Below are 25,959 nucleotides of genomic sequence, written 5' to 3'. Positions count from 1 at the left end.
CGTAAGCTCGCCCTATCATCCCTCAGGCAATGGCGTCCGGCGAGCCGCATCCGCCCCCGCGCACGCGGCTGGCCGGGCGCCCAATGAGAGGGAACGACGATGAAATTCATGCTGACCGACAGGAAACTGCACCCGCGGGCCAAACCCGTCGCCGAGGATTTCAGGAGCGGCGCCATCAACCGGCGCGAATATTTCGCGCTCATGGCCGGGCTCGGCGTCAGTGCCGCCGGCGCCTTTGCCCTGGGCGGGCTGGCGCCCACGCCTGCCCGCGCGGCGGAGCCCAAGAAGGGCGGCGTGCTGCGCGTCGCCATGAACGTCAAGGGTTTCAAGGACCCGCGCACCTTCGACGGCGTCGAAATGTCCAACGTCGCGCGCCACTGCAACGAATACCTCGTGCGCTGGAACACCGATTTTTCGTTCGAGCCCTGGCTGCTGGAAAAATGGGAGATGAGCGATGACGCCAAAACGCTGACGCTCAATGTGCGCAAGGGCATCACCTGGTCGAACGGCGACGCCTTCAACGCCGACGATGTCGTCCACAACCTCACCCGCTGGTGCGAGGCCGGCGTTGCCGGCAATTCGGTCGCCGCGCGCATGGGCGCGCTGGTCAATGCCGACACCAAGAAGGTGGTCGATGGCGGCATCGAGAAGGTCGACGACTTCACGATAAAACTCAATTTGCCGAAGCCCGACATTTCGCTGATCGCCGGCATGGCCGACTATCCCGCTTTGATCATGCACCGCTCCTATGAGGGCGACGGTGATCCCCTGAAGGCGCTTTCGATCACCACCGGCCCCTGCGAGCTGGTGAAGTGGGACGCCGAAACCGGCGCCGAGGTGAAGCGCAAGGACAAGCCCTGGTGGAAGGGCGAATTCTACCTGGATGGCATCCAGTGGATCGACTACGGCTCCGACCCCAACGCCATGCTGTCGGCGTTCGAATCCGGCGAGATCGACACCGACCACGAAACCGCTTCCGACGCCGTCTCGCAGACCGAGCAGATGGGGTTGAAGAATTCCGAGATCGCCACCGGCTCCACCATCGTCGCCCGCTTCAACGTCGCCAACGCGCCCTATGACGACGTGAAGGTCCGCCGCGCCGCCCAGCTCGCCGTCGACAATTCCGCCGTGCTGGCGCTCGGCCTCGGCGGCCGCGGCAAGCCCGCCGACAATCACCATGTCGGCCCCATGCACCCCGAATATGCCGATATCGGCCCGGCCAAGCGCGATGTGGATCAGGCGAAGAAACTGCTCGCCGAGTCCGGCAAGGCCGACCATGAATACGACCTCATCTCGGTCGACGTCGAATGGCAAAAGAGCACCGGCGACGCCATCGCCGCGCAGATGCGCGAGGCCGGCCTCAAGATCAAGCGCACCGTGCTGCCCGCCGCCACCTTCTGGAACGACTGGAGCAAATATCCCTTCTCCTGCACCGAATGGCTCGGCCGCCCGCTCGGCGTCCAGGTGCTGGCGCTGGCGTATAAATCGGGCGCCGCCTGGAACGAAAGCGCCTATGCCGACAAGGAGTTCGACGAACTGCTCGACAAGGCGCTCGCCACCCCCGACGCCGCCCAGCGCAAGGAGATCATGGCCGGCATCGAGAAGAATTTGCGCGACTCAGGCATCATCATCCAACCCTACTGGCGCTCGGTCTACCGGACGTATCGCAAGGGGGTCGAAGGCTGCGAACAGCACCAGGCGCTGGAGCAGCATTTCGAGAAGGTGTGGCTGGAGGGGTGAGACAAGTGCTGCCCTGATTTCCTCGCCCCCGCTACGCGGGGGAGAGGTGGCCCGGCGAAGCCGGGACGGAGAGGGGGACGCCCTCCACGAAGCCAAAGCCGGCTGAGAAGAAGGCGCGGCCATGGCGATCCGTCGTTGAGTCCCTGAAATAAATCTCCAAACCCGGCGCTGCCCCTCTCCGTCCCGGCTTCGCCGGGCCACCTCTCCCCACTTTCGTGGGGCGAGGAACCAGCCCCTCTCCGCCCGGACTTCACCAGCGTTCAGATCCAGCCCACAAAGGTCAGCACCAGGAAGGGATAGCCAGCCGCCGGCAGCGGCGCCGAGGTCGGCAGCAAGGGCGGCACCCCACAGCACCATGCCCACCGAGACTGTAAACAGAATGGCGGCGATGAAACCGGTGACCCGCATCCATAGCGCGAAAGTGTTCGGCGCGCTGATCAGCACAAGAGCCGCCGCCCACAGCGAGATACCGCCGGCATAGGAAGGCACGCTGGCCTGCAGCCCCGCCGTAGTGCCGGATAAAAGCAGGCTCTCGCCGGCAAGGAAGGTCAGGGCCGCGACGCAATCATTGCCAGCCGCTGATACTTCATCGTCAGAAGGGCTGATGCCACCACCAGCGCCACGCCGTCGATCGCCCACAGCGTCTCGCGTAGCGCATCGCTCACCACGAAGGCGCCGGCAAGGCCGAAGATGCCGCCGATGGCGAGGCCGAGAGCGGCGGTGGTGTTTAGAGTGGAGCGCATCTGATGTCTCCCCAAGCTAAGGGCGGGGGATAGCTCAGCGTGGGATGTTCTGCAAAGTTCGAGCCATGGGCAAGCCATCGCGTTAGCCGTCGGGCGTTTTGCACACGTCCAAGGCAAAGCACCATTCATTTCGTGCAAATTCTAATGGCGACAGCGAGATACATGTCCTATCAATCTGCGTAAACGGGGGGATCTACCGCGAAATGAAGAGCTTCCTTTCTCACAGCAGTACGGACAAGGCCTCATTTATAAGCATTGTTGCCGATCGCTTAGGTGATCGGGCCGTATACGATGGGTATAATTTCGAATCCGGGATGAATACCCTGGATGAGATCATGCGAGGTCTTAGCGAGTCGGAAGTTTTTGTTCTCTTTATATCCAACGCTGCTCTGGAGTCAGCCTGGGTAAAAAAGGAAATTGTGATCGCAAAACCCATGCTAGATGCATCGACCATCAAGCGATTTCTTCCGATATTAATCGACAAAAATGTTGACCACACGGATCCGCGGATCCCAAAATGGATTACCGAGAACTACAATCTTCGTTTTGTGGCCAAGCCAACTGTGGCTGTTCGTCGCATTACAACAGTTTTCAATCAGCTATCTCTTGGTGTTCACCCAAAGCTTGATGCGCGCCGCAAACTTTTTGTCGGCCGAAATAAAGAGCTTGATCGCATCGAGCGTCGTATAGACGACTACTCAAAACCCCTTCCTTCAGCGTTGCTAATATCTGGCATGCGGGAAATTGGAAGAAAGTCTCTTTTGTTACATTCTCTTCGGAAAGTGAATAAGATCTCTTCGACCTATACGCCTATAACAATTCCGTTGCAGCAGGAAGATGGCATCGATGGGCTGATTAGCAAGATATATGACGTCGGGATCTATGATGGGCCTCTTGATGTAGCTGACCTTCCGTCCATGACCATGGGCGAGAAGGTCGCTTTTCTGATCACGCTACTTTCGGAATTTTCTGCTCAGAATGAAATATTGCTTATAGACGATTGGCGATGTATTGTACGCTATGGGGGAGTGACCCCCGAGTGGTTTGTCCCAGTTTGCGAGGCTCTTCCGCCAAATCGACTTGTGCTGGCCATTGCCTCCGCCACGCGGCCGAAACTACCGCCAGCGCACAGGCAAACCACAGCGGTTTATATTGAGAAGTTAGATGAGCTAGATCCGGAAGAGCGAATTGGGTTGCTCGTTCGTTATCTGCGAGACATTGAAGGGATCTATAACCTTACTCCCGACCAGATTGGTTGGGTTCGGCCCGCGCTGAATGGATACCCAGAGCAGGCAATTTACGCTGGACAATTGATAGCGGAGAAAGGCGTCTCTTTGGCAAAAGAGGCCGTTGGGGAAATATACGATTTTTCCGCAATGCGAGCGAGCATCTATGTGGATAAATATTTATCTAACGACGATGTGTACGAATTCCTAACGTTTCTTAGCTGGTTTGATTTTTTGTCAATTGATGTTATATCGAAAATACGCGATATCGTTGATCTGCCTCTTATAGAATACATTAACGAATTCCTGGACTATGGCATATGTTCCCTTATTGGTTCTGTGGGGGAATACTTGCGCCTGAACGATGTAATCCGCGACTACGTAGCCCGAGGCAGCCTTGAGCTACCTCGAAGGTATTCGAAAGCTATGCTGTCCATATCCCGGCAAGTTTTCTCGACGGAAGATTCGTCGATGTTCGATTATTCTGAAACTTATGCGTCCGTTAGAGCCGCCTTGCTCGCCGGAAGGGACGTTCCGGGACGACTACTCATCCCAGCTCATTTCTTGGGGGCAATCTCCCAAAGCTACAAGAACAGGCGCTATAAGGACGTGATCGAACTTAGCTATAGAGTCCTTCAACGCTCTAATTACGAGACTTTTGTCAAAGACCAAGCCAGGCACTACCTATGTATGGCACTTGCTAGGACGAGAGATAACCGCTTCCTTGCCGAGGTTCAGCACGTAAAGGGAACTGAACATAATTATATCCTCGGCTTTTATTATCGAGTGATGGGCAGGTATGACGAAGCAATACCACGGCTGCAGAAAGCTATTGCGGATGGTCGGTGGGAAGAGAACGCGAAGAGGGAGATCGTTCTGATCCACAACATACAGGAGGACTACAAAGAGGCCTACGATCTAGCCAAAGAAAGCTACACGGACTATCCCGGCAATGCGATTACGGTTCAGGCGTATTTTGAAGTTCTACTGAATATGCCTCACGACGAAGGAAACGTTTTGGAGATCAAGGCGGCACTCGAAACGATTAAGAAGGTAAAAGGGGAAAAAGCCGAGGAAGTTAGGTTATGTATGGAGGCTAGATACGACTTCCATATTTTACACTCGGTGCAGACGGCGGTTAGTAAGGCCGATACAGCGATAGGTCGTTTCCCTCGATCGCCTTACCCAGTATTGGCAAAGTTGGAAATAGGCGTCTCAAAAAGAGATATCCAAGTAATTAATAGTGCACTTGAATCTTTACGAAATTTCGATCAATCAGACCAGCAGGTCCGAGTTCCTGTTAAGAAGGCTGAAATATTCGTCCTGGCACTAACTGGTCAGAAAGATGTGGCGCTATCCAAAGTAGATAGCGAACTGCGCTTTATGCATCCTTCGGCGAAGGAGCGGCTCCGTAAACGCATATTGTCTGCCTAGCCCTCAATCCCCCATCTTAAGCGCCTGGATAAACGCCTCCTGCGGGATATCCACCTTGCCAAACTGGCGCATCCGCTTCTTGCCCTCTTTCTGCTTGTCGAGCAGCTTGCGTTTGCGTGAGACGTCGCCGCCGTAGCATTTCGCCGTCACGTCCTTGCGCAGCGCCGAGATGGTTTCGCGGGCGATGACCTTGCCGCCGATCGCAGCCTGGATCGGGATCTTGAACAGATGATGCGGGATCAGCTCCTTCAGCTTCTCGCACATCTGCCTTCCGCGCTTTTCCGCCGCCGTGCGGTGCACCAGCATCGACAGCGCGTCGACCGGCTCCTCATTGACCAGGATCGACATCTTCACCAAGTCGCCCTCGCGGTAGTCGGTCAGGTGATAGTCGAAGGAGGCATAGCCCTTGGAGATCGACTTCAGCCGGTCGTAGAAGTCGAAGACGACCTCGTTGAGCGGCAAATCGTAGATCAGCATGGCGCGCTTGCCGACATAGGAGAGGTCGGCCTGGATGCCGCGCCTGTCCTGGCAGAGTTTCAGGATGCCGCCGAGATAGTCGTCGGGCGTCAAAATGGTGGCGCGGATCCATGGTTCCTCGATGGCGGAGATTTTGACCACGTCGGGCATGTCGGCCGGGTTGTGGAGTTCCTTGACCGAGCCGTCATTGAGGAGCAGGCGGTAGACGACCGAGGGCGCGGTGGCGATCAGGTCGAGGTTGAACTCGCGCTCCAGCCGCTCCTGGATGATTTCGAGATGTAGCAGGCCGAGGAAGCCGCAGCGATAGCCGAAGCCGAGCGCCGCACTGGTTTCCATTTCATAGGAGAAGGAGGCGTCGTTGAGGCGCAATTTGCCGACGGCGGCGCGCAGGTCCTCGAAATCGGCGGCGTCGACCGGGAACAGGCCGCAGAACACCACCGGCTGCGCCGGCTTGAAGCCGGGCAAAGCGTGCGCGGTCTGGCGCTTGTCCTCGGTGATGGTGTCGCCGACGCGGGTGTCGGCCACTTCCTTGATCGAGCCGGTGAAGAAGCCGAACTCGCCGGGGCCGAGCTCGTCGACATTGATGCGGGCGGGCGTGAACACGCCGGTGCGCTCGACCAGATATTTGGCGCCGGTGCCCATCATGCGGATGGTCTGGCCCTTCTTCAAGACGCCGTCGATGACGCGCACCAGAACGATGACGCCGAGATAGGCGTCGTACCAGCTGTCGACCAGCATCGCCTTCAAGGGGGCGGTCGCATCGCCCTCGCGCGGCGGCGGCAATTGGTGGACGATGGCCTCCAGCACGTCGGGAATGCCGAGGCCCGTCTTGGCCGAGATCAGTACGGCGTTGGAGGCGTCGATGCCGATCACCTCCTCGACCTGCTCGCGGATGCGCTCGGGCTCGGCGGCCGGCAGGTCGACCTTGTTCAGCACCACGACGATCTCGTGGTTGTTGTCGATGGCCTGGTAGACATTGGCCAGCGTCTGCGCCTCGACGCCCTGCGAGGCGTCGACCACCAGCAGCGAGCCCTCGCAAGCGGCGAGCGAGCGCGACACTTCATAGGCGAAGTCGACATGGCCGGGCGTGTCGATGAGGTTGAGGATATAGTCCTCGCCATTGTTGGCGCGGTATTTCAGCCGCACGGTCTGCGCCTTGATGGTGATGCCGCGCTCGCGCTCGATGTCCATCGAGTCCAGCACCTGCTCCTTCATGTCGCGCAGCTCCAGCCCGCCGGTCAGCTGGATCAGGCGGTCGGCAAGGGTGGATTTGCCATGGTCGATATGGGCGACGATGGAAAAATTCCTGATGTGGTCGAGGGGCGTGCTCATGCCGCGCGCTTTAGCAGGGGCGGCTTGCTGCGGCAAGGCTTGCGGCGCAAGGGCCGCCCTGGCAATCACAAAGCGGTGAGCCGGGGGCAAAAGCCCGAAACGGCGGGCGAGCGCGGCCGGATGCTTAAACTTTGAACGATCCTCTTAGACCCGGGTTTGCCGGCGCATGTTAGTTCCCTCGCAGATAAACCGTTTTTGGGGTAGAAAATATGCTGGGGCTTGCAGGAAGGTTCGCCCGTTCGCGCGGCGGCTCGATGATGCCGCTGTTCCTCGTCATGCTGGTGCCGCTGATCACCGCCGTCGGCTTCTCGGTCGATTATACCAGTGCGGTGCAGACCCGCTCCAACATGCAGCAGGCGCTCGACGCGGCGACGCTGGCCACCACCACGCTGCCGAAGACGACGACGCTGGCGGCCCGCCAGCAGATGCTCCGGGACACCTTTGCCGCCAATGGCGGGCAAGGCACCGCCACGCTGGTGAGCTTCACCATCGCGGCCAACGGCACGGCCACGGCGCAGGCCTCGGCGAGCTTCGCCATGCCGACCGACTTCATGCAGATCGCCAGGATCAACACCGTGCCGGTCGGCGTCACCTCGGCGGTCAACAAGGCGCCGGCCCTGGTGCAGACCACCTTCAAAATCGAGAAGGCGTCGGGCTGGTGGGACAAGACGATGTATCTCTACGGCACGCAATTCGGTTCGACCACGAAGCAGAAGCTGCTGCAGATCAGCTATGTCTACAACAAGGGCGGCGATCCCAAGGGCTATGGCACCACCACCGTCTCCACCGTCAGCGGCACCACGCTTACCCAGGTGCAGCAGCAGGTGTGCAACACCACGACGGTCGCCAATTTCGACAACACGCCCTCCGGCGCCATCACCAGCATCGACGGCAACGGCGTCATGCGGCAGACCGTCTGCACCACCAGCCCGGCCAACAGCGCCGGCGCGGTCATCGACGTCAGCCGGATGGACCAGCTCTATCTGGAGATGGACGTGCCTTCCGCCGCGACGGCCAAACCGGCCCAGCCGACCACGCTCCGGTCGAACGACCCGAACACTTCGAACCGGCTCTATATCGGCACCAACCCGACCGACATGCCCGAAATCGCCACGGGCCAGACCGTCGACATCTTCACCGCCGTGCCGTGCGGCCAGACAGGCTACCAGGCCTGGGAAGACGGCGGCTCGGCGGTGCCGGCGCCCGTCGTCAACGCCGACTTCTTCTACACCGTGATGGGCAAATGCGACTTCAACCAGCGCCCCTCGCAAACGGTGCTGACGCAGTAGGGGATCCTTCCCTTCTCCCCTTGTGGGAGAAGGTGGCTCGGCACTACGCGCCGAGACGGATGAGGGGTGCTGGACGAAGTGCGGCGGTCAGGTAATCTGCTGCCATGCCGCATCAACCCGTCCCCCCAGCCAAGCGCAATTTTGCCCGCTCTCTCAGGCGCGAAATGACAGAGGCTGAAGACAGACTTTGGCATGAGTTGCGCGGCCGCCGACTCAACCAAATAAAGTTTCGGCGCCAGGTTCCTCTCGGAAGATACATCGCCGATTTCGTTTGCCTCGAAGCTGGTCTCATCATCGAGATCGATGGCAGCCAGCATGCGGAGTCGGAGTCTGACCGGAATCGTGACGCCGAGTTAAAAGCGAGAGGCTTTCGTGTCCTGCGCTTTTGGAACGACGATGTCCTTAAAGACATGAACGCCGTCTGCGATACCATCATCGCCTATGTGCAGGATACCAGTCTGCTGCCTTGGCGGTAGGAGCTCCGACCTCCCTTCTCCCCTTGTGGGAGAAGGTGTCGCCGAAGGCGACGGATGAGGGGTGTTCCAGTGAATGCTAACGTCTTACTTCGTCCAACACCCCTCATCCGTCTCGGCGCTGCGCGCCGATCCACCTTCTCCCACAAGGGGAGAAGGAAGAAACGCCGCCTCCCGATCACAAACCGGTGAGCGCTGTAACGAAGTATCCGGCTGCCGCGAAGTGGGGGCATGACCGGCGCATTGGCGCGCCGCCCGTGGGAGCCAGCCAATGTCGGGACCGCAAACCAAATCCAGCAAGCTCGTTGCCGGCGCGTTGGTGTTTGCCACTTCGGTGCTCACCTCGCTCGGCACCGCCGCGGCGCAGCCGCTCACCGTGGTCGAGCTGTTCACCAGCCAGGGCTGTTCGTCCTGCCCGCCGGCCAATGCCAATCTGATCAAGGTGAAGGACCAGCCCGGCGTGCTGGCGCTGTCCTTCAACGTCACCTACTGGGACTATCTCGGCTGGAAGGACATTTTCGGCCGGCAGGAATTCACGCAACGCCAGGTGAGCTACGAGCCGCCGCTCGGCCGTGACGGGCCGTTCACGCCGCAGGTGGTGGTCAACGGCCATGCCGATGCGGTCGGCGCCGCGCCCGGCGAGATCGAACGGCTGATTGCGGCGAGCGGCCGCATCAAGGGACCGTCGCTGTCGCTCGATGGCGGCAAGGCCAGCATCGGCGCGGGGAGCGTGCCGGGCGGAAAAGCCGACATCTGGCTGGTGCGCTATGCCAGGGGCGTCGTCGAGGTGCCCGTGGCGCGCGGCGAGAACACCGGCCGCACCTTGCCGCACGGCAATGTCGTGCATGCGCTGAAAAAGCTCGGCAGCTGGACCGGTGAGGCCGTGACGCTCGATCTGCCGGCGGCGGCCGCTGGCCTCAGCACCGCCGTGCTGGTGCAGTCGCCCGGCGGCGGACCGATCCTGGCCGCCGCCGCCGATTAGCTTACCTCCGGGAACTTCCCGTTGCGGGGAGAGACCATGCCCGATCAGAAATTGCGCAACGCCGCGCCTGCGGCGCCGCAACAGCCGGCCGCCGCGAGGGCGCGCCACCAACCAAGGAGACCCTCATGACCGTTCTTTTCCGCCTGACGCTGCCGGCACTTGCGCTCGCCTTGTGCTCGACGGCATTGCTGGCCGGCGGCATCGCCCGTGCCGACGAGGCCACCAACGCCATGAAACCCGCCGCCGACGCGATGAAGCCGGCAACCGATGCGATGAAGCCGGCCGACCCGATGGCCACCAATGCCATGAAGCCCGCCGCCGATGCGACGAAACCGGCGGACGCCATGAAGCCGGCGGCGGACGCGATGAAGCCGGCGACGGATGCGATGAAGCCTGCCAACTAGGTCAAGCCGCGGCGGAGCGTTACGCACCCGCTGGGGCCGCACGAGAATGTGAGCCTCCGCCGCAACTCGCGCATCGCACCGGCGACGCTAATTCAATAGACTGGACCCTATGCAAGCCATGAGGAGTGCAACCATGACCGACATCAAGAAGCGTTCGAGCGGCTTCGTCCGCGGCGCGCTCGCAGCTTTCGCGCTCGCCGTCGCGGGCGCCGCCTTCTGGCTGACGCCGGCCGTCTCGGCGGAAGACGCCGTGGTGATCCCGCCGCCGGCGCTGGATGAAAAGGCCGCGGGCGGCAGCGAGACGGCAATCTTCGCCGGCGGCTGCTTCTGGGGGGTGCAGGGCGTGTTCCAGCACGTCAAGGGCGTCACCAAGGCGGTCTCGGGCTACACCGGCGGCGCCAAGGACGACGCCGTTTACGAGACGGTGGGCACCGGCCGCACCGGCCATGCCGAATCCGTCGAGATCACCTACGATCCCTCCAAAGTCACCTATGGCCAGCTGCTGCAGGTGTATTTCTCGGTCGCCCACAATCCGACCCAGCTCAACTATCAGGGGCCGGACCAGGGCACGCAATACCGCTCGACGATCTTCGCCGAGAACGAGGCGCAGAAGAAGATCGCGCAGAGCTACATCGCCCAGCTCGACCAGGCCAAGCTATTTTCCAAGCCCATCGTCACCACGATCGAAACCGGCAAGACCTTCTACCCGGCCGAGGAGTACCACCAGGATTTCCTGACCCTCAACCCGACCTATCCCTACATCGTCTACAACGACCTGCCAAAGGTGGCGAATCTGAAGACGCTGTTCCCGAAGCTTTACAGCGACAAGCCGGTGCTGGTGCTGTCGGCCAGCAATTGAGGTTCAGAACTGGAGGCGCTGGCGGGAAGCGCCTCCTGCTGCCCTGCCGGCCAGAGGGGGGCGCGAGGGATCGCGGCCTCTCCTGCGAAGAAGGCTACACCCTCTTCCGCCACGGCAGGCTCCAGCGCGCCTTCTCCAGCGAGGCCTTGGCTTCGACCCTGGCGGGGGCGGTCTGGGCTTCGCGGTATTGCACCGAGCCCTGCGGCGGATAGGGCAGGCTGTCGTTGAGCTCCAGCCTGTCGAGCTGGCTGAAATCGGGGAAAGGCAGTTTTTCCTCTTCACGCCAGGCGCTGACCCGCTTTTCCGCGGCGATGCGCTTTTCCTGGTCGAGCGGCAGGTCGGCGGCGCTGTATTCCAACTGCGCCGGGAAGGCGAACTGGGCGCCGGCCTCGTCCATCACCGCGATCATCGACAGCAATATGTCCTCGCGGATGGCGAGAAACTCCGAGGCATCCGCGGTCATGATGTAGGTGAAGACGTCGATGTCGAGCGAATAGGGGCCGAAGCCGACGAAGCGCACACGGCACGGGTCGTCGATGACGCGCGGATGCGCGATCAGGAGCTTGCGCAGCGCCGCCAGCGTGTAGCGCAACTGGTCGGGCGTCGTCTCGTAGCGCAATTGCAGCGTCGTGGCGAAGCGGGTGCGGTCGCGATGGGCGTAGTTCTCGATCTGCATGCCGGCGAAGTCCGAGTTCGGCACCGAGATCACCGTGCGGTCGACCGAGCGGATGCGGGTCGAGCGCATGCCGATATGCTCGATGGTGCCGGACTGGTTGCCGAACTTGCAGAAGTCGCCGACGCTGACCGGCCGGTCGGCATAGAGCGTCAGGCCGGAAAGGAAATTCTGCAGCGTCGGCTGCGCCGCCAGCGCCACCGCCAGGCCGCCAATGCCGAGGCCGGCCAGCACGCCCTGATAGGGGATCGCCAGCACCTCGGCCAGGAGCAGGAAGGCGACCACCAGGGCGGCGATGCGCGCCACGCCGGTCAGCAGCGAGATCAGCGTCTCGTGATAGCCGGGCACGTTGAAGGTGGCGCGGTAGCGTTCGGCGATCTTGCCGATCAGGTGCCAGACCACGGGAACCGCGCCGATCAGGATCAGGCTCCAGGCCGCCGCCTTGGCGGATGCCGCGATCACCTGCGGCAAGCCGAGCGGCCGCAGCGCAAACAGCAGGAACAGGCCGAGGAAGATCGAGCGCACCGCCCATTCGACGACGCGGAAGAAGCCGGCCCGCCCGGAACTGCCGCGGCGGGCGAAGAACACGATGACGGCGTTGGCAAGGAAACCGAAGGCGATGCCGGCAAGCACCGCAATGCCGAGCCCCAGCCATTGCCAGCGTTCGATCGGCCCGGCGCGGGTCAAAAGGGCAGGGCTGATCTCGCGGGCAAGGCCCCTCGTGGCGAAGAACGGATCGTTGCTGGCGAAGGCGGTGAATTCCGGCGCCACCGGCGCATCCTCGATATCGGCATAGAGCGTGCGGATGTTGGCCAGCGTTTCCGGCGTGAATTTCCACAGCTTGCCGCCTTTCTCGGTGCCCACCGGGGCGACGACGATGTTGCCGGCCGGGTGCTCGAAATACACATAGGGCGTGTTGCTTTGGGGATCGTCGGGAATTTCCTGCCAGTAGACGTAGCCGATGCGGTCGATGACTTTCTTGAGATAGCTCTCGAGCAGAACCGCCTCGTCGGACCGCACCGCCGGATTGTAACCGCGCATGTCGAGCGCCGTTTGCGTCGAACCGCCATTCTGGTCGGCGATGCCGCCGAGCAGCATCTTGAACGTGTCGCGCGGCGAGGCGAGCTTGGCCGGATCGTCGACCATGTCGGGGGCTTCGCCACGCGCCGCCTGGAACTCGGCGAGCTTGGCCTGCAGCACGGCGAGCTGCGGCCCGACGATGAACCATTCGCCGGCCTTGCGGCGGAAGGTGACGTCGAAGAAAACCTTGCTGCCATATTGCTGCAGCCTGGCTGTCACCTCGTCGCCGGGGATCGCATCATGCGGCAGGTTCCACAGGCGCAAGGTGGCGTTGTCGATCACCGAAAACAGGAGCTTGGTGTAATCGGGCATGTTGAGGCCGCCGCGGTCGGCCTCCGTGACGTCGACGAGGCCGGCCGCCAGCGCGGCAAGGCCCATGCCGCCGCCGGTGGCGCGCGGCACATTGTCGGCGCCGCTCTCGTTCATGGTCTGGAGGAATGAGCGCATCGTCGTCATAGGGCTGGTCTGGTCGACCTTGAGGGTCTCGGCGGCGTCGACGCGCACGCCCGTCCACCATTCGGCGGTGGCGGATTCGAAACGGCCCATGAAGCTCGCGCCGTCCGGCGCCATGACGAAGCTGAACTCGCCCTGGCGACTGCCCTCGAACCAGCGGCCGAACAGCTTTTCGCCTTCGGCCTTGGCTTCGATGCGGCCGCCATACAGGGGATAGACGCCCTTCACCTCGGCGCCGGCCTGCTCGAAGGTGATCTGGGCGCCGCCGCCGCGCCATTTGGTGTCCCAGACACCGGCCCAGTTGGCCGTCTGCTGGGCATGGGCGGGCTGAATGACAGGCAGCAGGCCGGCCAGAGCAAGCGCGGCGATCAGCGTGACCAGACGGATCAGGACCAGAGCAATTCCAGGAAAGCGGCGTAGCGATTTTCTCGGGAAAGCTGCGTAGCGCTGCCGCGCCTGCGGATCGTGTTCTATCGAGGCAACCGGGACACCGCGCATTGCATTGCCCTTCTTCTCGCACCATCAGGCCGCAGCATGTCGGGGAAGGTTATTCCGCGTGAAGATGAATATTGTCTTTCCGGCCGGCGACATGCGGCAGGCGGAGGCGAGGATTTCGCGCGTCGCTTGGGCCCTCAGTCGTAGGTCAGGTCCGTCGCCTTGCCGCCGAACACGCGGTAGGCATAGAAGGAATAGAAGATGATGATCGGCAGCACGACCACGGTGCCGGCCAGGATGATGGCAAGGCTTTCGGGTGCGGAAGCCGCCTGCCAGATGGTCAGCCTGTCGGGCACCACGAACGGATAGAACGACCAGGCGAGCCCGGCGAAGCCGAGCGCGAAGATGGCGGCCAGCGTCAGGAACGGCGTCAGCGAATGGCGGTCGTCGGGCCTGGGCAGATGAAAGGTCTGCCGCCACAGCCACAGGAACAGCAGCGCCGACAGGATCGGCAGCGGCGACAGATAGAGCATTTCGGGCAGCACGAACCATTTGGCGAAGATGCGCGGGCTGGCGAAGGGCGTGGCCAGCGACACGGCGGCCATGCCGAGCGCGGTCAGCACCAATGTGGTGCGCAGCCAGCGCACCGCCTTCTTCTGCAGGTCTCCTTCGGCCTTGTAGATGACCCAGGCAGCCCCCATTGCGGCGTAGGCCGCCGCCAGGCAGAACGCCACCAGCACGCCGAACGCCATGCCGCCCAGGCCGAAGTCGAGGCCAAGCACATAGACGCCCAGCATATAGCCTTGCGCCAGCGAGGCGATGAGCGAGCCGAGGAAGAAGATACGGTTCCAGCGGTGCTTGCGCTCGGTCGCCACCTTGGCGCGGAAGTCGAAGGCCACGCCGCGCAGGATGAGGCCGACCAGAAGCACGAACACCGGGATGTAGAGCGCGCTGAGGATGACGCCATGCGCCATCGGAAAAGCGACCAGCAGAAGGCCGACGGCCAGCACCAGCCAGGTCTCGTTGGCATCCCAGAACGGGCCTATTGCCGCGATCATGGTGTCCTGCTCGGCGTCCTCGGCCGACGCGAACAGGATGCCGATGCCGAGATCGAAACCGTCGAGAATGACGTAGATCAGGATGGCGAGGCCCATCAGGCCGGCGAAGATGAGGGGGAGCAGGGTCGGCCAGTCATAGGTCATTTCACTGTCTCCTACTCGCCAGCCGCCGGCTGCGACATCGGCCTGTTGAGCACGCCCGGCAGCGGCGATGTGTCGCCGTCCTTGGCCGCCTTCAGCGCCAGATGGACCAGCACGCCGAGATAGGCGATCAGCAACAGCACGTAGAGAACGAGATAGACGGCCAGCGTCAGCGCCACATGGCTGCCGGCCACCGGGCCGACGGCGTCGGCGGTCCTCAGCACGCCCGTCACCAGCCAGGGCTGGCGGCCGATCTCCGTCGTATACCAGCCGGCGAGCGTCGCCACCCAACCGGAGATGGTCATCGGCACCATGAGCAGCGCCAGCGGCCTCGGCAAGCTATGACGGCGCTTGAGGAAGAAGGCGGCCGACCAGGAGACGGCGAGCATCAACAGGCCGGTGCCGACCATGACGCGAAAACCCCAGAACACCGGGAAGACGGGCGGATGGTTGCCGGGATAGTCGTTGAGCCCCGGCACCACGCCGCCGGCGCTGTGCCGCAGGATCCAGCTCGCCCCGTCGGGAATGGTCACCTCGAACCTGTTTTCCCTGGCCGCTTCATCCGGAATGGCAAACAGCACCAGCGGCACATTGGGGCCGGTGTTCCAGTTGGCCTCCATGGCGGCGATCTTCTGCGGCTGGTGCTCGAGCGTGTTCAGGCCGTGCTGGTCGCCGGCAAGGATCTGGATGGGGATGAGGATGGCGGCTGTGAAGACGCCGGTGCGCAGCGCCTTCCACATCGATTCCGAGCGGTCGCCCTTGAGGTAGCGCAGCGCCGACAGGCCGGCGATGAGGAACGATACCGTAAGCCCGGAGGCGAGCAGCATATGGACGAGACGGTAGGGCATGGAGGGGTTGAAGAGGATCGCCCACCAGTCGACGGCATGGGCGACGCCGTCGCGCATCTCGAAGCCGACCGGCGTCTGCATCCACGAGTTCAGCGCGATGATCCAGAAGGCCGACACGGTGGTGCCGCCGGCGACCAGCACGGTCGCCAGCGTGTGGATGCGGTTGGAAACGCGGCGGAAGCCGAACAGCATGATGCCGAGGAAGGCCGCCTCGAGGAAAAAGGCGGTGAGGATTTCGTAGGCCAGCAGCGGCCCGGCGATGTTGCCGACGGTTTCCATGTAGCCCGGCCAGTTGGTGCCGAACTGGAAGCTCATGGTGACGCCGGAAACCACGCCCATGGCGAAGGACAGCGCGAACACCTTCACCCAGGTGAAATAGGCGCGCATCCAGGCCGAATCATTGGTCGCGTTGTAGCGGAGCTTGAAGAAAAGCAGCACCCAGCCGAGTGCGATGGTGATGGCTGGAAACAGAATATGAAACGAAATATTCGCACCGAACTGGATGCGCGAAAGGATGAGCGGGTCCATGGCGGGCTCCGGCTGCTTCTAATAAGCGGAGAATAGGCTTGTAGGGCCGGCCGGTCAAAGCGGCGTCCCGCCGCGAGGCGGAACGCCGCAGCGCCGAGCCAAGATGACGCAGAACCGGGCCGGCCGCGCTTCGCGAGCAGTCCAATCCCCCCAGCCCCATCCCCCATTGGCGGACGTCGAACAGGCATGGGCCCGGGACGACAGCACCCGGCGCACCGTGTTTACCTTGGAGGGGCGGCACGCGCGATCTCGGCCTGTCTCTTCATCCGCGGGAATGGCCTGTCTGCAACGACTGTCGAGAACTGTCAGCAACTTCATTGACTTCCGGTTGCATGGGGCGACATTCGGCCTATATCTGGGATCCTCTTTCAAGTAGCCGTTTTCAGCCATGCAGCCTGTCATCTCCATTTCCGGGGTCACCAAGACCTACGCCACCGGCTTCAAGGCGCTGAAGGAAATCAATCTCGACATCGAGCGCGGCGAGATTTTCGCGCTGCTTGGCCCCAACGGCGCCGGCAAGACGACGCTGATCTCGATCGTCTGCGGCATCGTCAACCGTTCGTCTGGCAGCGTCACGGTGGACGGCCACGACATTACCAAAGACTATCGCGCCGCGCGCGGCCTGATCGGGCTGGTGCCGCAGGAACTGACCATCGATGCCTTCGAGAGCGTCTGGGCGACGGTCAACTACAGCCGCGGCCTGTTCGGCAAGCCGGCGAACCATGCCTTTGTCGAGAAGGTGCTGCGGGATCTCTCGCTGTGGGACAAGAAGGACGCCAAGGCGATCACGCTTTCGGGCGGCATGAAGCGGCGGCTGATGATCGCCAAGGCGCTATCGCACGAACCGCGCGTGCTGTTCCTCGACGAGCCGACGGCGGGCGTCGACGTCGAACTGCGCCAGGACATGTGGGCGATGGTGCGGCGGCTGCGCGAGGACGGCGTCACCATCATCCTCACCACTCACTATATCGAGGAAGCCGAGGCGATGGCCGACCGCGTCGGCGTCATCAACCGCGGCGAGATCATCCTGGTCGAGGGCAAGGCCGAACTGATGCGCAAGCTCGGCCGCAAGCGCCTGGTGATGGAACTGCGCAGCCCGCTCGGCGCCATTCCGGATGCCGTCTCGCACTACGCCCTGGACCTGTCGCCGGATGGCGGGCAGATCACCTACACCTATGACAACCAGAGCGACCGGCCGGGCGTGGCATCGCTGATCCGTGATCTCGAGGCCGCCGGCATCCAGTTCCGCGACCTCGACACGCAGAACAGCTCGCTGGAGGAGATCTTCGTCAATCTTCTGAGGCAAGAGCCATGAACCTGCGCGCGGTATGGGCGATCTACCGGGTGGAGATGGCGCGCGCGCTGCGCACCGTTTTGCAGAGCATCGTCTCGCCCGTGCTGTCGACGTCGCTCTATTTCGTCGTTTTCGGCTCGGCCATCGGTTCGCGCATCACCGAGATCGACGGCATCAGCTACGGCGCCTTCATCGTGCCCGGGCTGATCATGCTGTCGCTTTTGACGCAGTCGATCTCCAACGCCTCCTTCGCCATCTACTTCCCGAAATTCGTCGGCTCGATCTACGAGCTGTTGTCGGCCCCGGTCTCCTATCTCGAGATCGTCCTCGCCTATGTCGGGGGCGCCGCCACCAAGTCGATCATCCTCGGCCTGATCATCCTGGCGACGGCCTCGCTGTTCGTGCCGCTCTCCATCCAGCATCCGTTCTGGATGCTGGCCTTCCTGGTGCTTACGGCGGTGACCTTCAGCCTGTTCGGCTTCATCATCGGCATCTGGGCCAGGAGCTTCGAGCAGTTGCAACTGGTGCCGCTGCTGATCATCACGCCGCTGACCTTCCTCGGCGGCAGCTTCTATTCCATCAACATGCTGCCGGGCGCCTGGCGCACGGTGACGCTGTTCAATCCGGTCGTCTACCTGATCAGCGGCTTCCGCTGGAGCTTTTTCGGAACATCGGACGTTTCGGTCGGCATCAGCCTCGGCATGACCGTGGTTTTTCTGCTGATCTGCGTGGCGATCGTCGCCTGGATCTTCAAGACCGGCTATCGGCTAAGGAACTGACGGCGAAGACATGCCGAGCAAAGCGCGTAGCGCTTTCCCTTGGGAATTGCGTCAAAACAAAGAGTTAGAGCGGTTCTCCGTTTCCGCGAACGGTGAACTGCCCTAGATCGCCTTGACCAGCCGCAGCAGGCCCAGCATCTCCATGTAGGTCCCCTTGCGGAAGGCGATATAGACCGGCTCCTCGATGCCGTGGAACCGGCGCTTGAACGCCGCCTGCCCCTGCAGATTGAACCTGCGGCGGTTGACCCAGGGCGAATCATAGGCGCGCTGGAAGGCGTTGCGCCAGAAGTCGCTTTCGGCAAATCCGCTGGGGCCGACGTCGACCAGCGGCGACAGCCCGAGCGTGACGACCGAAATGCCTTCCTCGCGAAAGCGGTCGACGGCGAATTTGGTCAGGCCGACCTCCGCATGCGGCGAGGCGTCGATGTGCTTGCGCTTGAAGGCCGTGGTGTAGCCGATGACCTTGCCGCCGCGAAACAGCGGATCGAAGTCGAGCAGGGCGACCAGTTCGCCATCGGGGCCGTGCAGCACGAAGCGGCGCATGTCGACGCCCACATGCTCGGCGAAGTGGCGGTTGAGGAAGCCCATTTCCCAACGCTTGACGATGCGGTCGCCGCGCCAGTTCGCCGAAAGCCGGGAGATCTCGTCGAGAAAGATCGTCCGCTTGTCCTCGGCGAACGAAAAGCCCTTCTTCAACAGCCAGCGTTCGGAGTAACGCACGGTTTCGTTGCGCTTGCCGGAAAAATCGTGTTCGGGCAGCGGCAGACGGGTGTCGATGCCCAGTCGGTTGACCTTGTAGCCGAGCCCGGCCAGCACCCGCGCCGACTGTTCGCCGATCTGCACGAACCAGGGGCTGCCGGCGGTCTCGACGAAGCGCCTGATGTAGTCGGCCCGATGGGCCGGATCGGCGACCGGGTCGCCGAGCGCGAAATGATGCTTCATCTTGGTGCCGAAGGCGATGTAACCGTCGGCGTCGCCGAAATAGGAGAGCCTGCCTTGCACGGCGGAGGAGTAGGCGAGCGAGAAGTCGCCATGGCGGCGCACCAGCGCCAGCCGTTCGGCATGGGTGAACGCCTGGCGCTCGACCTTGGGCGAGGCACGCTCGAGGATTTTGTCGAGATAGATCCGCAAGGAGGGCATGGGTCGAGATTCCGCGTGCATCTGCGGCGCGCACCCGGGTACGCTATACGCCGTGGCGCCTTGATTTTGCACAGGAAGCCGAAAAAAGTATTTCGAGGACTTCGGATTCCTGTACCGGTAACAGAGATCCGCCAGCCCCCGGATCTCGAATCAATCACATTGCCGCGGCCTGATTATCGCCGATCTCGCGTATATGCCATATAGGACGCAACCGCGGTGCGGCGCATGGCCTCGAAATCCGGGGCCGATCTGCTGTATGGATCATGCGCGGGAGGGCGTCCTGCCGGTGTCGGCGGAAGCGCCACAAGGGTGGAATGGGGTTCGTGATCGAATGGCAGATACGACAATCAGACCGGCAGCGCACCAGACGGTAACCATCGAACCGGCGATCGTCATCGGGGCCGGCGCCGCCGGTCTTGCGGCAGCGCAGGCGCTGATCAAGGCCGGCGTGGCGACGGTGGTCCTGGAAAAGGAGAGCCGGTTGGCCGAGCCATGGCATCGGCGTCACCAGCAGCTGCGCCTCAACACGCACCGCGATCTTTCGGCACTTCCCGGCCTTGCCTATCCGAAGGGCACGCTCGCCTTCCCCCACAGAACCGCCGTCATCCGCTATCTCAACGATTTCAGCGAGGCGAACCGGCTGCCGGTGGAGCTCGGCGTCGCCGTCGAGACGGTCCTGTTCAGGGGCGACCACTGGGCGATCAAGACCAGCGCCGGGATGCGCCTGGCGCGCCACGTCGTGATCGCCACCGGCCGCGACAGACAGCCCTTCATCCCCGAATGGAAAGGAATGCGGGACTTCGCCGGCCGCATCATCCATTCGGCGGATTTCGGCGACGCGAAGGACTATGCCGGCAAGAAGGTGCTGGTCGTCGGCGCCGGCAACTCGGGTATAGACGCGCTCAATCACCTGGCGCAGGCAAGCACCGCCTCGCTGTGGCTGTCGGCCCGCAACGGTCCGTCGGTCCTGCCCAAGCGCATCGGCAAGATTGCCGTGCACCGGCTGTCGCCGCTGATGGCGCGGTTGCCTTTGCGGGTCGCCGATGCGGTGATCGCCTTGACGCAGCGCCTGGTTTTCGGCGACCTGACGAAATTCGGCGTGCCGCCGGCACCGGTGGGCGGCGCCAGCCGCCTGACCACCGACTACACAGCGATCGCCGCCGACGAGGGCGCGATCGACGCCATCCGCTCGGGCAGGATCACCGTCGTGCCGGGGGTGCGGGAATTCACCCGCGACGGCGTCATCCTGGCCAATGGCAGCCTGATCGATCCCGACATCGTCATTGCCGCGACGGGCTACCGCACCGGGCTTGAGCAGATGGTCGGCGATCTCGGCGTGCTCGACGGCAAGGGCGTTCCGCTCTTCAACGGCGGCGATGCCGATCCGAAACTGCCTGGCCTCTGGTTCACCGGCATGCGGCCGAGCATCCGCGGCTGCTTCGCCAATGCCGCCATCCAGGCCAAGGCGATCGCCGGGCGGATTGCCCGGCGGATCGCCAATTCCGGCCCCTGAACCGGGCTGGAGGTTCGTTTTACGCGTCGGACGGAACCCCACTTTCCTGGAATTGCCCTCTAAATCGCGATCTTGCCGCCGCCTTGCCTGGTAATGGCGACGACCGCCGGCCGCACCGGCATGTCCGGTTTGAAATCGGGCCAGCGCGTCGACGGATCCTCATAATAGGACGGGCGGCCGAACGCCTCCCAATCCTCGCCACCGTCGCCGGGATGCTGGACGGCGACGAAGGCGGTCTGATCGTCCGGCGCAAACAGCGGCCCGCACATTTCAGCGCCGATCGGCACGCGGAAAAACAGTTTTGACGTCGCGCGCGCCGGCCCTTCGGTGTCGACCGCCCACAGGCCGTCGGTGCGGCCGGTGGCCTTCGGGCCCTGGCCGTCGGTGGCGACCCACAGGCGCCCGGCCGAATCGACCGCGCAATTGTCGGGCATGCCGAACCAGCCGTTGGCCGTAGTGGCGGTGGAGAAGGTGGCGCCGACATCGGCAACCGCCGGATCGCCGCATTTCAGGAGCACTTCCCATTTGCCCCTGGTGCCGGCGAAATCGCCGCCATCCTCCGATATCTCGATGATGTGGCCGAAGGCGTTGTCGGCGCGCGGGTTGGCGGCGTCGACCTGGTCGGCCTTGCGTTTGGAATTGTTGGTCAGCATGACATAGACCTTGCCGTTGACAGCATTGGGCTGGATGTCCTCGGGACGGTCCATCTTGGTGGCGCCGAGCAGGTCGGCGGCACGCCGCGTCTCGATCAGCACGTCGGCCTGGCCGGCAAAGCCGTTCTCGGCCGTCAGCGGGCCGTTGCCGAAGACGATCGGCAGCCATTCCACCGTACCGTCGGCGGCGAACTTGGCGACATGCAGCGTGCCGTCGTCGAGCAGGTTCATGTTGGCGGCGCGGTCGTCCGGATCGAAACGGCCTGATGTGACGAATTTATAGACATAGTCGAAGCGCTCGTCGTCGCCGAGATAGAAGACGACGCGCCCATCCTTGGCGACGATCGATTCGGCGCCTTCATGCTTGAAGCGGCCCATTGCGGTGCGCTTCCTCGGCGTGGACGTCGGATCGTTGACGTCGACCTCGACGATCCAGCCGAAACGGTTGGGCTCGTTCGGCTCCTTGGCGAGGTCGAAGCGGTCGTAATGCGCGCCCCATTCATAGGCCCCTTCTGGAATGCCGAGGCGCTTGTAGTTGGCGGCTTCCTTATGGCCTTCCGGCAGTTCACCGGAGAAATAGCCGTGGATGTTCTCCTCGGCCATGACATAGGTGCCCCAGGGCGTGACGCCGCCGGCGCAGTTGTTGAATGTGCCGATGACCTTGGTGCCGGATGGGTCGGCATTGGTCTTGACGCGGTCATGACCGGCGACCGGGCCCGACAGCGCCATTTCGGTGTTGGAGGTGATGCGGCGGTTCAACTTGCCGTCGCGCACCACCTGCCACTTGCCGCCTTCCTTGCGGATCTCGACGATGGTGCCGCCATGTGCCGCCATCTCGACGTCTACCTGCTCCTTCGAGAGCGGTGCGAGTTCGGCCGCTTTCTTGCCGTCCTTCTCGACGATCTTGACGATGCCCGGGAACATCAGATGCGGATTGGTGTATTCGTGGTTGACGACCAGCAGGCCGTGCTCGGCGGAGCCATCGATCCCGATATAGCCGACATAGTCATTGTTGTAGCCGAATTGTCTTGCCTGGGCCTCAGCCGACTGCCTGGCCGGGTCGAACTCCGGCGAATCGGCAAACAGCGGATCGCCCCAGCGCAACAGCACGTCGGCGTCGTAGCCCGGCGCGACATGGTGCTTGTCGTCGATACCGGCTTCGAGTTCGTCGAACGAGAAAGCCGAACCCTCGGCGGCACGCGCATCGTCGGCGGCCACGAGCGCCAGCGGGCTGACGGTGGCGGCGATGGCCGAGACGGCCAGCGAACCCTTGAGGAAGGCGCGGCGGGAGAACCGCTCGGCGATGATTTCGCCCATGGTGCTGTTGTCGGTGGGGTTGGTCGCCGGACCGTCGTTTTCCTCAAGCAGGCTGGTGCGGAATCTGGCGTCGGGCGAGCGATGGTCGGTCATGGGTCTGCCTCTGGCTTCCTGGATGGCTGGAGCGTGTCACGCGTTTCGACCCCTTATAGACGATCGGTCACACTTTCGTGACATTCGTGCACCCGCCAGCTTGACCGCAAACCTCGCGCCATATCCGGTTTGAAACTCGGACTAAGGTCCTAAACCGATCGGGTCGAAGGTCTGGATTGCCGCGGCATCGGTCGTGGGCCACTTACACGAACACGCCATGTCGCCGATGGTCGCGTACCTGCACGAGATGGCCTCTGAATTTGCCGGTCCAATCAAGTGAGGGACTGATGCGCAGATCGATCATGGCTCATTGTTGCTGGCTGGCCCTGAGAGCAGTGCCGGCACTGGCGCTGACCATAGCCCCCTATCACCTCGATTTTCACGGTTCCGCCGCAGGCATTGTCGTGTCCAGCGCCCAGGCCAAGAACGGCAATGGCGGCAATGGCGGCGGCAATGGTGGAGGCGGGAATAGTGGCGGCGGCAACAATGGCAACGCCGGAGGCAACAATGGCAACGCTGGCGGCAACGGGAACAATGGCGGCGGCAACAGTGGCAAGGGGAAGGGCGCCAGCAGCTCCGGCAAGCATGTGAACGCAACAACCGGCGATCGTGTCGAAATAGACGACAACAAGATCGTGGTGCAGCACCCTAACGGTTTCGGCGAAGAGATCGAGAAGGGTCGCTTCAAAATGACCGACGCTCTGGGCCGCACGATCGTCGAGCGCCCTGCGACGGCGGCGGATATAAGCCGCCTCAAGGGGTTGTAGAGCGGGCAATAGGCATCGCCCGCTCTACGTGTCACCTCCGCCGCCCCCCGGCGGAGGTGACCTTCTCGCTCCGGCCCCGTGTAGGGGCCGTCTTTTTTTGCCCTGGAGCGTTCCGCTGCACCGCGCTTTCCCAAACTGTGGATCCCTTGCGGGCGACCAGGATTAGCTGCCGGCCCGATCCCGCGCTTCGCGCATCAGCAGCGCCGCCTCGGTGCGATTGCGGACGTTGAGCTTGGACAGCACACCGGTCATGTGATGCTTGACCGTTTTTTCCTGCAGTGCCAGCCGCAGCGCCACTTCCTTGTTGCTCAGCCCTTCCGCCACCAGCTGCAGGATCTCGGCCTCGCGTCCGGTGAGCTGACGCAGGCGGTCCGTCCTGCCGTTGCCCGGCTGCAGCGATTGCAGGTCCGAAAGCAGGCGGGCCGACAGGGTCGGCGACACATAGGTCTCGCCGGCCGCGACACCATGCAGGATTTCGGCCAGCATGCGCGAGCCGACCCCCTTCAGCACATAGCCGCGCACACCGGCGTTCAGCGCCCGCGCCACGTCAGCATTGGCCTCCGAGACCGTCAGCATGACGATCTTCTGTCCGGGATTGGCACCCAGTATGCCGGCCACCGACGCAAGACCGTCACCCGGCATGCTGATGTCGAGCAGCAGTATGTCGGGCTGCAAAGTCGAGGCGATGCGTTCGGCATCCTGCGCCGTGGCGCCCTGGGCCACCATGTCGAAGCCGCCGATCTCCGACAGGCTGCGGGTAACGCCTTCGCGAAACAGCGGATGGTCGTCGACAATGGCGACACGGATGGTACCGATCATGGTTGATCCTCGACAGCTAGCGTAATCATCAATCGTGTTCCCTGCGGCCCGGTCGTGGTCTCGAACTGGCCACCAATGCTTTCGATACGCTCCCTGATGCCGGCGAGCCCCAGGCCTTCTGCCCGCCTCGGGTCGAATCCGGGCCCGCCATCCGATACTTCAACGAAGAACTTGCCGCCTGTCATCCCGGCCTTCACCTCCTGATCCTTGCCCTGCCCATGACGGTAGGCGTTGTTCAGCCCCTCCTGGACGAAGCGATAGATGCTGATCTTCTCCGAAGCGCCCAGTTCGGGCAACTGCCTGGATAAGGTCAGCGCCACGGAACTGCGGGTCCTGCGTTGATGCTCGTCGACGGCAAGACGCAGAATGTCGCCGGCCGCGGCCGTTTCTATCTGCGGCAGGACGAGGCCGTTGCAGATGCCGCGGATTTCACGCATCGCGTCGTCCAGCGCCATGCGGATCATGGCAATCTCGGCGTTGCGGCTGTCGCTGGAGGCACCCTCGCCGGAAATGGCGGGGCTATCCACACGCAGCGCCGCCAGCGCGACGAGCTGAGCCGGCCCGTCATGAAGGTCGGCACCGATACGACGCAAGTATCGTTCGTTGAGCGCCGTGGCACGGCGCGACGCCTGCTGGACGCGCAGGCGCAGCGCCCGGTTTTGCGAGACCAGCGCCTGCAGCTCGGACACCTGGCCCTGCAGAACGCCGCGCTGCTTGTCGATGGTGCGGCTGCCACGTATGACGATCCCCGACAACAGCAGCAGCGCCGCCAGCGTGGCGCCGGCCACGATCAGCCAGCTTGACAGCAAGGCGGAAGCCAGAGCCGCCTGGAAATCGTCGGCGATCTCGTAGAATTCGGTGACGGCGACCACCTCGCCCGACCAGGGTTCGCGGACTGGATTGTAGATTTCCAGCAGCGGCACGCCCGCGGCCCTCTCCTCCTTGTCGTCCTCGTCGCCTAGCTCGTTGAACTCGGCGACGACATTCCCGGCGAAGGCGGCACGCAGATTGGCGCTCGGGCCGAACTGCCGGCCGATCAAGGCCGTGTCCTTCGAATACAGCACCGTGCCGTCCCGACGCCACAACTTGAAGGAAAACAGCCGTTTGCCGAGCGCACCTTGGCCGAGGGTCTCGTCAAGCGCCCGTTTGACGGTGTCATCGAGCTGATGGTTCGTGCGCAGATCGGGGAGCAGCGGAGCGATCACGCTGTCGACATAAAGGGCAGTCGTGGCCGCCGAATTGTGGAGCACGCTTTCGCGGATTTGCGCGGTGACCCAGAAGCCGACCACCAACATCACAGCAAGCAGCCCGAAGCCGCCGGCAATGATGAACTGCAGCGCCAGCGTAAGCCCGTTCCAGCGCCGCGACAAGGTTTCGAGAAATCGCACGACACGCTCCTCGCTCCCACC

Annotated in this window: 20 protein-coding genes; 11 read left to right on the top strand and 9 right to left on the bottom strand. The window is 63.0% G+C overall.

Annotated features, from left to right (window positions below; genetic code table 11):
• Window positions 1–99 precede the first annotated feature (99 nt).
• Window positions 100–1,740, top strand: a complete 1,641-nt coding sequence (locus LB532_RS03400) for an ABC transporter substrate-binding protein (RefSeq protein ID WP_140639413.1) — start codon at window positions 100–102, stop codon at window positions 1,738–1,740.
• Between the two features lie 548 nt (window positions 1,741–2,288).
• Here the strand turns inward: LB532_RS03400 and LB532_RS03395 are convergent.
• The gene (locus LB532_RS03395; protein WP_140639414.1) at window positions 2,289–2,483 is read right to left on the bottom strand and encodes a hypothetical protein; all 195 of its coding nucleotides are present in this window, start codon (window positions 2,481–2,483) and stop codon (window positions 2,289–2,291) included.
• Window positions 2,484–2,686: 203 nt separating this feature from the next.
• Between LB532_RS03395 and LB532_RS03390 the strand changes: the two genes are divergently transcribed.
• Window positions 2,687–5,143, top strand: a complete 2,457-nt coding sequence (locus tag LB532_RS03390; RefSeq protein ID WP_224556348.1) for a toll/interleukin-1 receptor domain-containing protein — start codon at window positions 2,687–2,689, stop codon at window positions 5,141–5,143.
• Window positions 5,144–5,146: 3 nt separating this feature from the next.
• On the opposite strand, the gene lepA is transcribed toward LB532_RS03390, so the two are convergent.
• Window positions 5,147–6,952 (bottom strand): translation elongation factor 4, encoded by a 1,806-nt coding sequence (lepA, locus tag LB532_RS03385; RefSeq protein ID WP_224556347.1) that lies wholly within the window; start codon window positions 6,950–6,952, stop codon window positions 5,147–5,149.
• Window positions 6,953–7,161: 209 nt separating this feature from the next.
• Between lepA and LB532_RS03380 the strand changes: the two genes are divergently transcribed.
• The 5 genes from LB532_RS03380 (at window position 7,162) to msrA (ending at window position 10,959) form a co-directional block, all read left to right on the top strand.
• Window positions 7,162–8,241, top strand: coding sequence for a TadE/TadG family type IV pilus assembly protein (locus LB532_RS03380; RefSeq protein WP_140639417.1), 1,080 nt, complete (start codon window positions 7,162–7,164; stop codon window positions 8,239–8,241).
• Between the two features lie 104 nt (window positions 8,242–8,345).
• Window positions 8,346–8,717, top strand: a complete 372-nt coding sequence (locus tag LB532_RS03375; protein ID WP_140639418.1) for an endonuclease domain-containing protein — start codon at window positions 8,346–8,348, stop codon at window positions 8,715–8,717.
• Between the two features lie 268 nt (window positions 8,718–8,985).
• On the top strand, window positions 8,986–9,696 hold the full coding sequence (locus tag LB532_RS03370) for a DUF1223 domain-containing protein (RefSeq protein WP_140639419.1): 711 nt from the start codon (window positions 8,986–8,988) through the stop codon (window positions 9,694–9,696).
• A 125-nt stretch (window positions 9,697–9,821) separates the two neighbouring features.
• Entirely contained in the window at window positions 9,822–10,100 is a 279-nt protein-coding gene (locus LB532_RS03365; protein WP_140639420.1) for a hypothetical protein, read from the top strand.
• Window positions 10,101–10,233: 133 nt separating this feature from the next.
• Window positions 10,234–10,959, top strand: coding sequence for a peptide-methionine (S)-S-oxide reductase MsrA (gene msrA, locus LB532_RS03360; RefSeq protein ID WP_140639421.1), 726 nt, complete (start codon window positions 10,234–10,236; stop codon window positions 10,957–10,959).
• A gap of 94 nt (window positions 10,960–11,053) precedes the next feature.
• Here msrA and LB532_RS03355 read toward each other — a convergent pair whose 3' ends face one another.
• The 3 genes from LB532_RS03355 to LB532_RS03345 all read right to left on the bottom strand — a co-directional run bounded on the left by LB532_RS03355 (window position 11,054) and on the right by LB532_RS03345 (window position 16,175).
• Window positions 11,054–13,663, bottom strand: coding sequence for a mechanosensitive ion channel family protein (locus LB532_RS03355; protein WP_140639422.1), 2,610 nt, complete (start codon window positions 13,661–13,663; stop codon window positions 11,054–11,056).
• 134 nt (window positions 13,664–13,797) lie between these two features.
• A complete protein-coding gene (locus LB532_RS03350; RefSeq protein ID WP_140639423.1) occupies window positions 13,798–14,802 on the bottom strand; it encodes a cytochrome d ubiquinol oxidase subunit II in 1,005 nt (334 codons plus the stop codon).
• 11 nt (window positions 14,803–14,813) lie between these two features.
• Window positions 14,814–16,175: a cytochrome ubiquinol oxidase subunit I gene (locus LB532_RS03345; RefSeq protein WP_140639424.1), complete on the bottom strand. Its 1,362-nt coding sequence runs from the start codon at window positions 16,173–16,175 to the stop codon at window positions 14,814–14,816.
• Between the two features lie 388 nt (window positions 16,176–16,563).
• Between LB532_RS03345 and LB532_RS03340 the strand changes: the two genes are divergently transcribed.
• Window positions 16,564–17,490, top strand: coding sequence for an ABC transporter ATP-binding protein (locus LB532_RS03340; RefSeq protein ID WP_140639425.1), 927 nt, complete (start codon window positions 16,564–16,566; stop codon window positions 17,488–17,490).
• Window positions 17,487–18,248 (top strand): ABC transporter permease, encoded by a 762-nt coding sequence (locus LB532_RS03335; protein WP_140639426.1) that lies wholly within the window; start codon window positions 17,487–17,489, stop codon window positions 18,246–18,248. The genes LB532_RS03340 and LB532_RS03335 overlap by 4 nt, the downstream gene beginning before the upstream one ends.
• Before the next feature lie 102 nt (window positions 18,249–18,350).
• Here LB532_RS03335 and LB532_RS03330 read toward each other — a convergent pair whose 3' ends face one another.
• Entirely contained in the window at window positions 18,351–19,388 is a 1,038-nt protein-coding gene (locus LB532_RS03330; protein WP_140639427.1) for a phosphatidylglycerol lysyltransferase domain-containing protein, read from the bottom strand.
• 331 nt (window positions 19,389–19,719) lie between these two features.
• On the opposite strand from LB532_RS03330, the gene LB532_RS03325 reads away from it, so the two are divergent.
• Window positions 19,720–20,901 (top strand): flavin-containing monooxygenase, encoded by a 1,182-nt coding sequence (locus LB532_RS03325; RefSeq protein ID WP_140639428.1) that lies wholly within the window; start codon window positions 19,720–19,722, stop codon window positions 20,899–20,901.
• Window positions 20,902–20,960: 59 nt separating this feature from the next.
• Here the strand turns inward: LB532_RS03325 and LB532_RS03320 are convergent, their stop codons facing one another.
• Window positions 20,961–22,964, bottom strand: a complete 2,004-nt coding sequence (locus LB532_RS03320; protein WP_140639429.1) for a PhoX family protein — start codon at window positions 22,962–22,964, stop codon at window positions 20,961–20,963.
• A gap of 287 nt (window positions 22,965–23,251) precedes the next feature.
• Here LB532_RS03320 and LB532_RS03315 point away from each other — a divergent pair, with 287 nt between their 5' ends.
• Window positions 23,252–23,731 (top strand): hypothetical protein, encoded by a 480-nt coding sequence (locus LB532_RS03315; RefSeq protein WP_140639430.1) that lies wholly within the window; start codon window positions 23,252–23,254, stop codon window positions 23,729–23,731.
• 162 nt (window positions 23,732–23,893) lie between these two features.
• On the opposite strand, the gene LB532_RS03310 is transcribed toward LB532_RS03315, so the two are convergent.
• Window positions 23,894–24,550 (bottom strand): response regulator, encoded by a 657-nt coding sequence (locus tag LB532_RS03310; protein WP_140639431.1) that lies wholly within the window; start codon window positions 24,548–24,550, stop codon window positions 23,894–23,896.
• Window positions 24,547–25,938: a sensor histidine kinase gene (locus tag LB532_RS03305; protein ID WP_140639432.1), complete on the bottom strand. Its 1,392-nt coding sequence runs from the start codon at window positions 25,936–25,938 to the stop codon at window positions 24,547–24,549. Before LB532_RS03305 ends, LB532_RS03310 begins: the two co-directional genes overlap by 4 nt.
• Window positions 25,939–25,959: the final 21 nt, after the last annotated feature.

The sequence above is a fragment of the Mesorhizobium sp. ESP-6-2 genome, from assembly GCF_020164675.1.
GTDB lineage: Bacteria > Pseudomonadota > Alphaproteobacteria > Rhizobiales > Rhizobiaceae > Mesorhizobium.
This window is presented reverse-complemented; position numbering and strand designations above follow the sequence as displayed.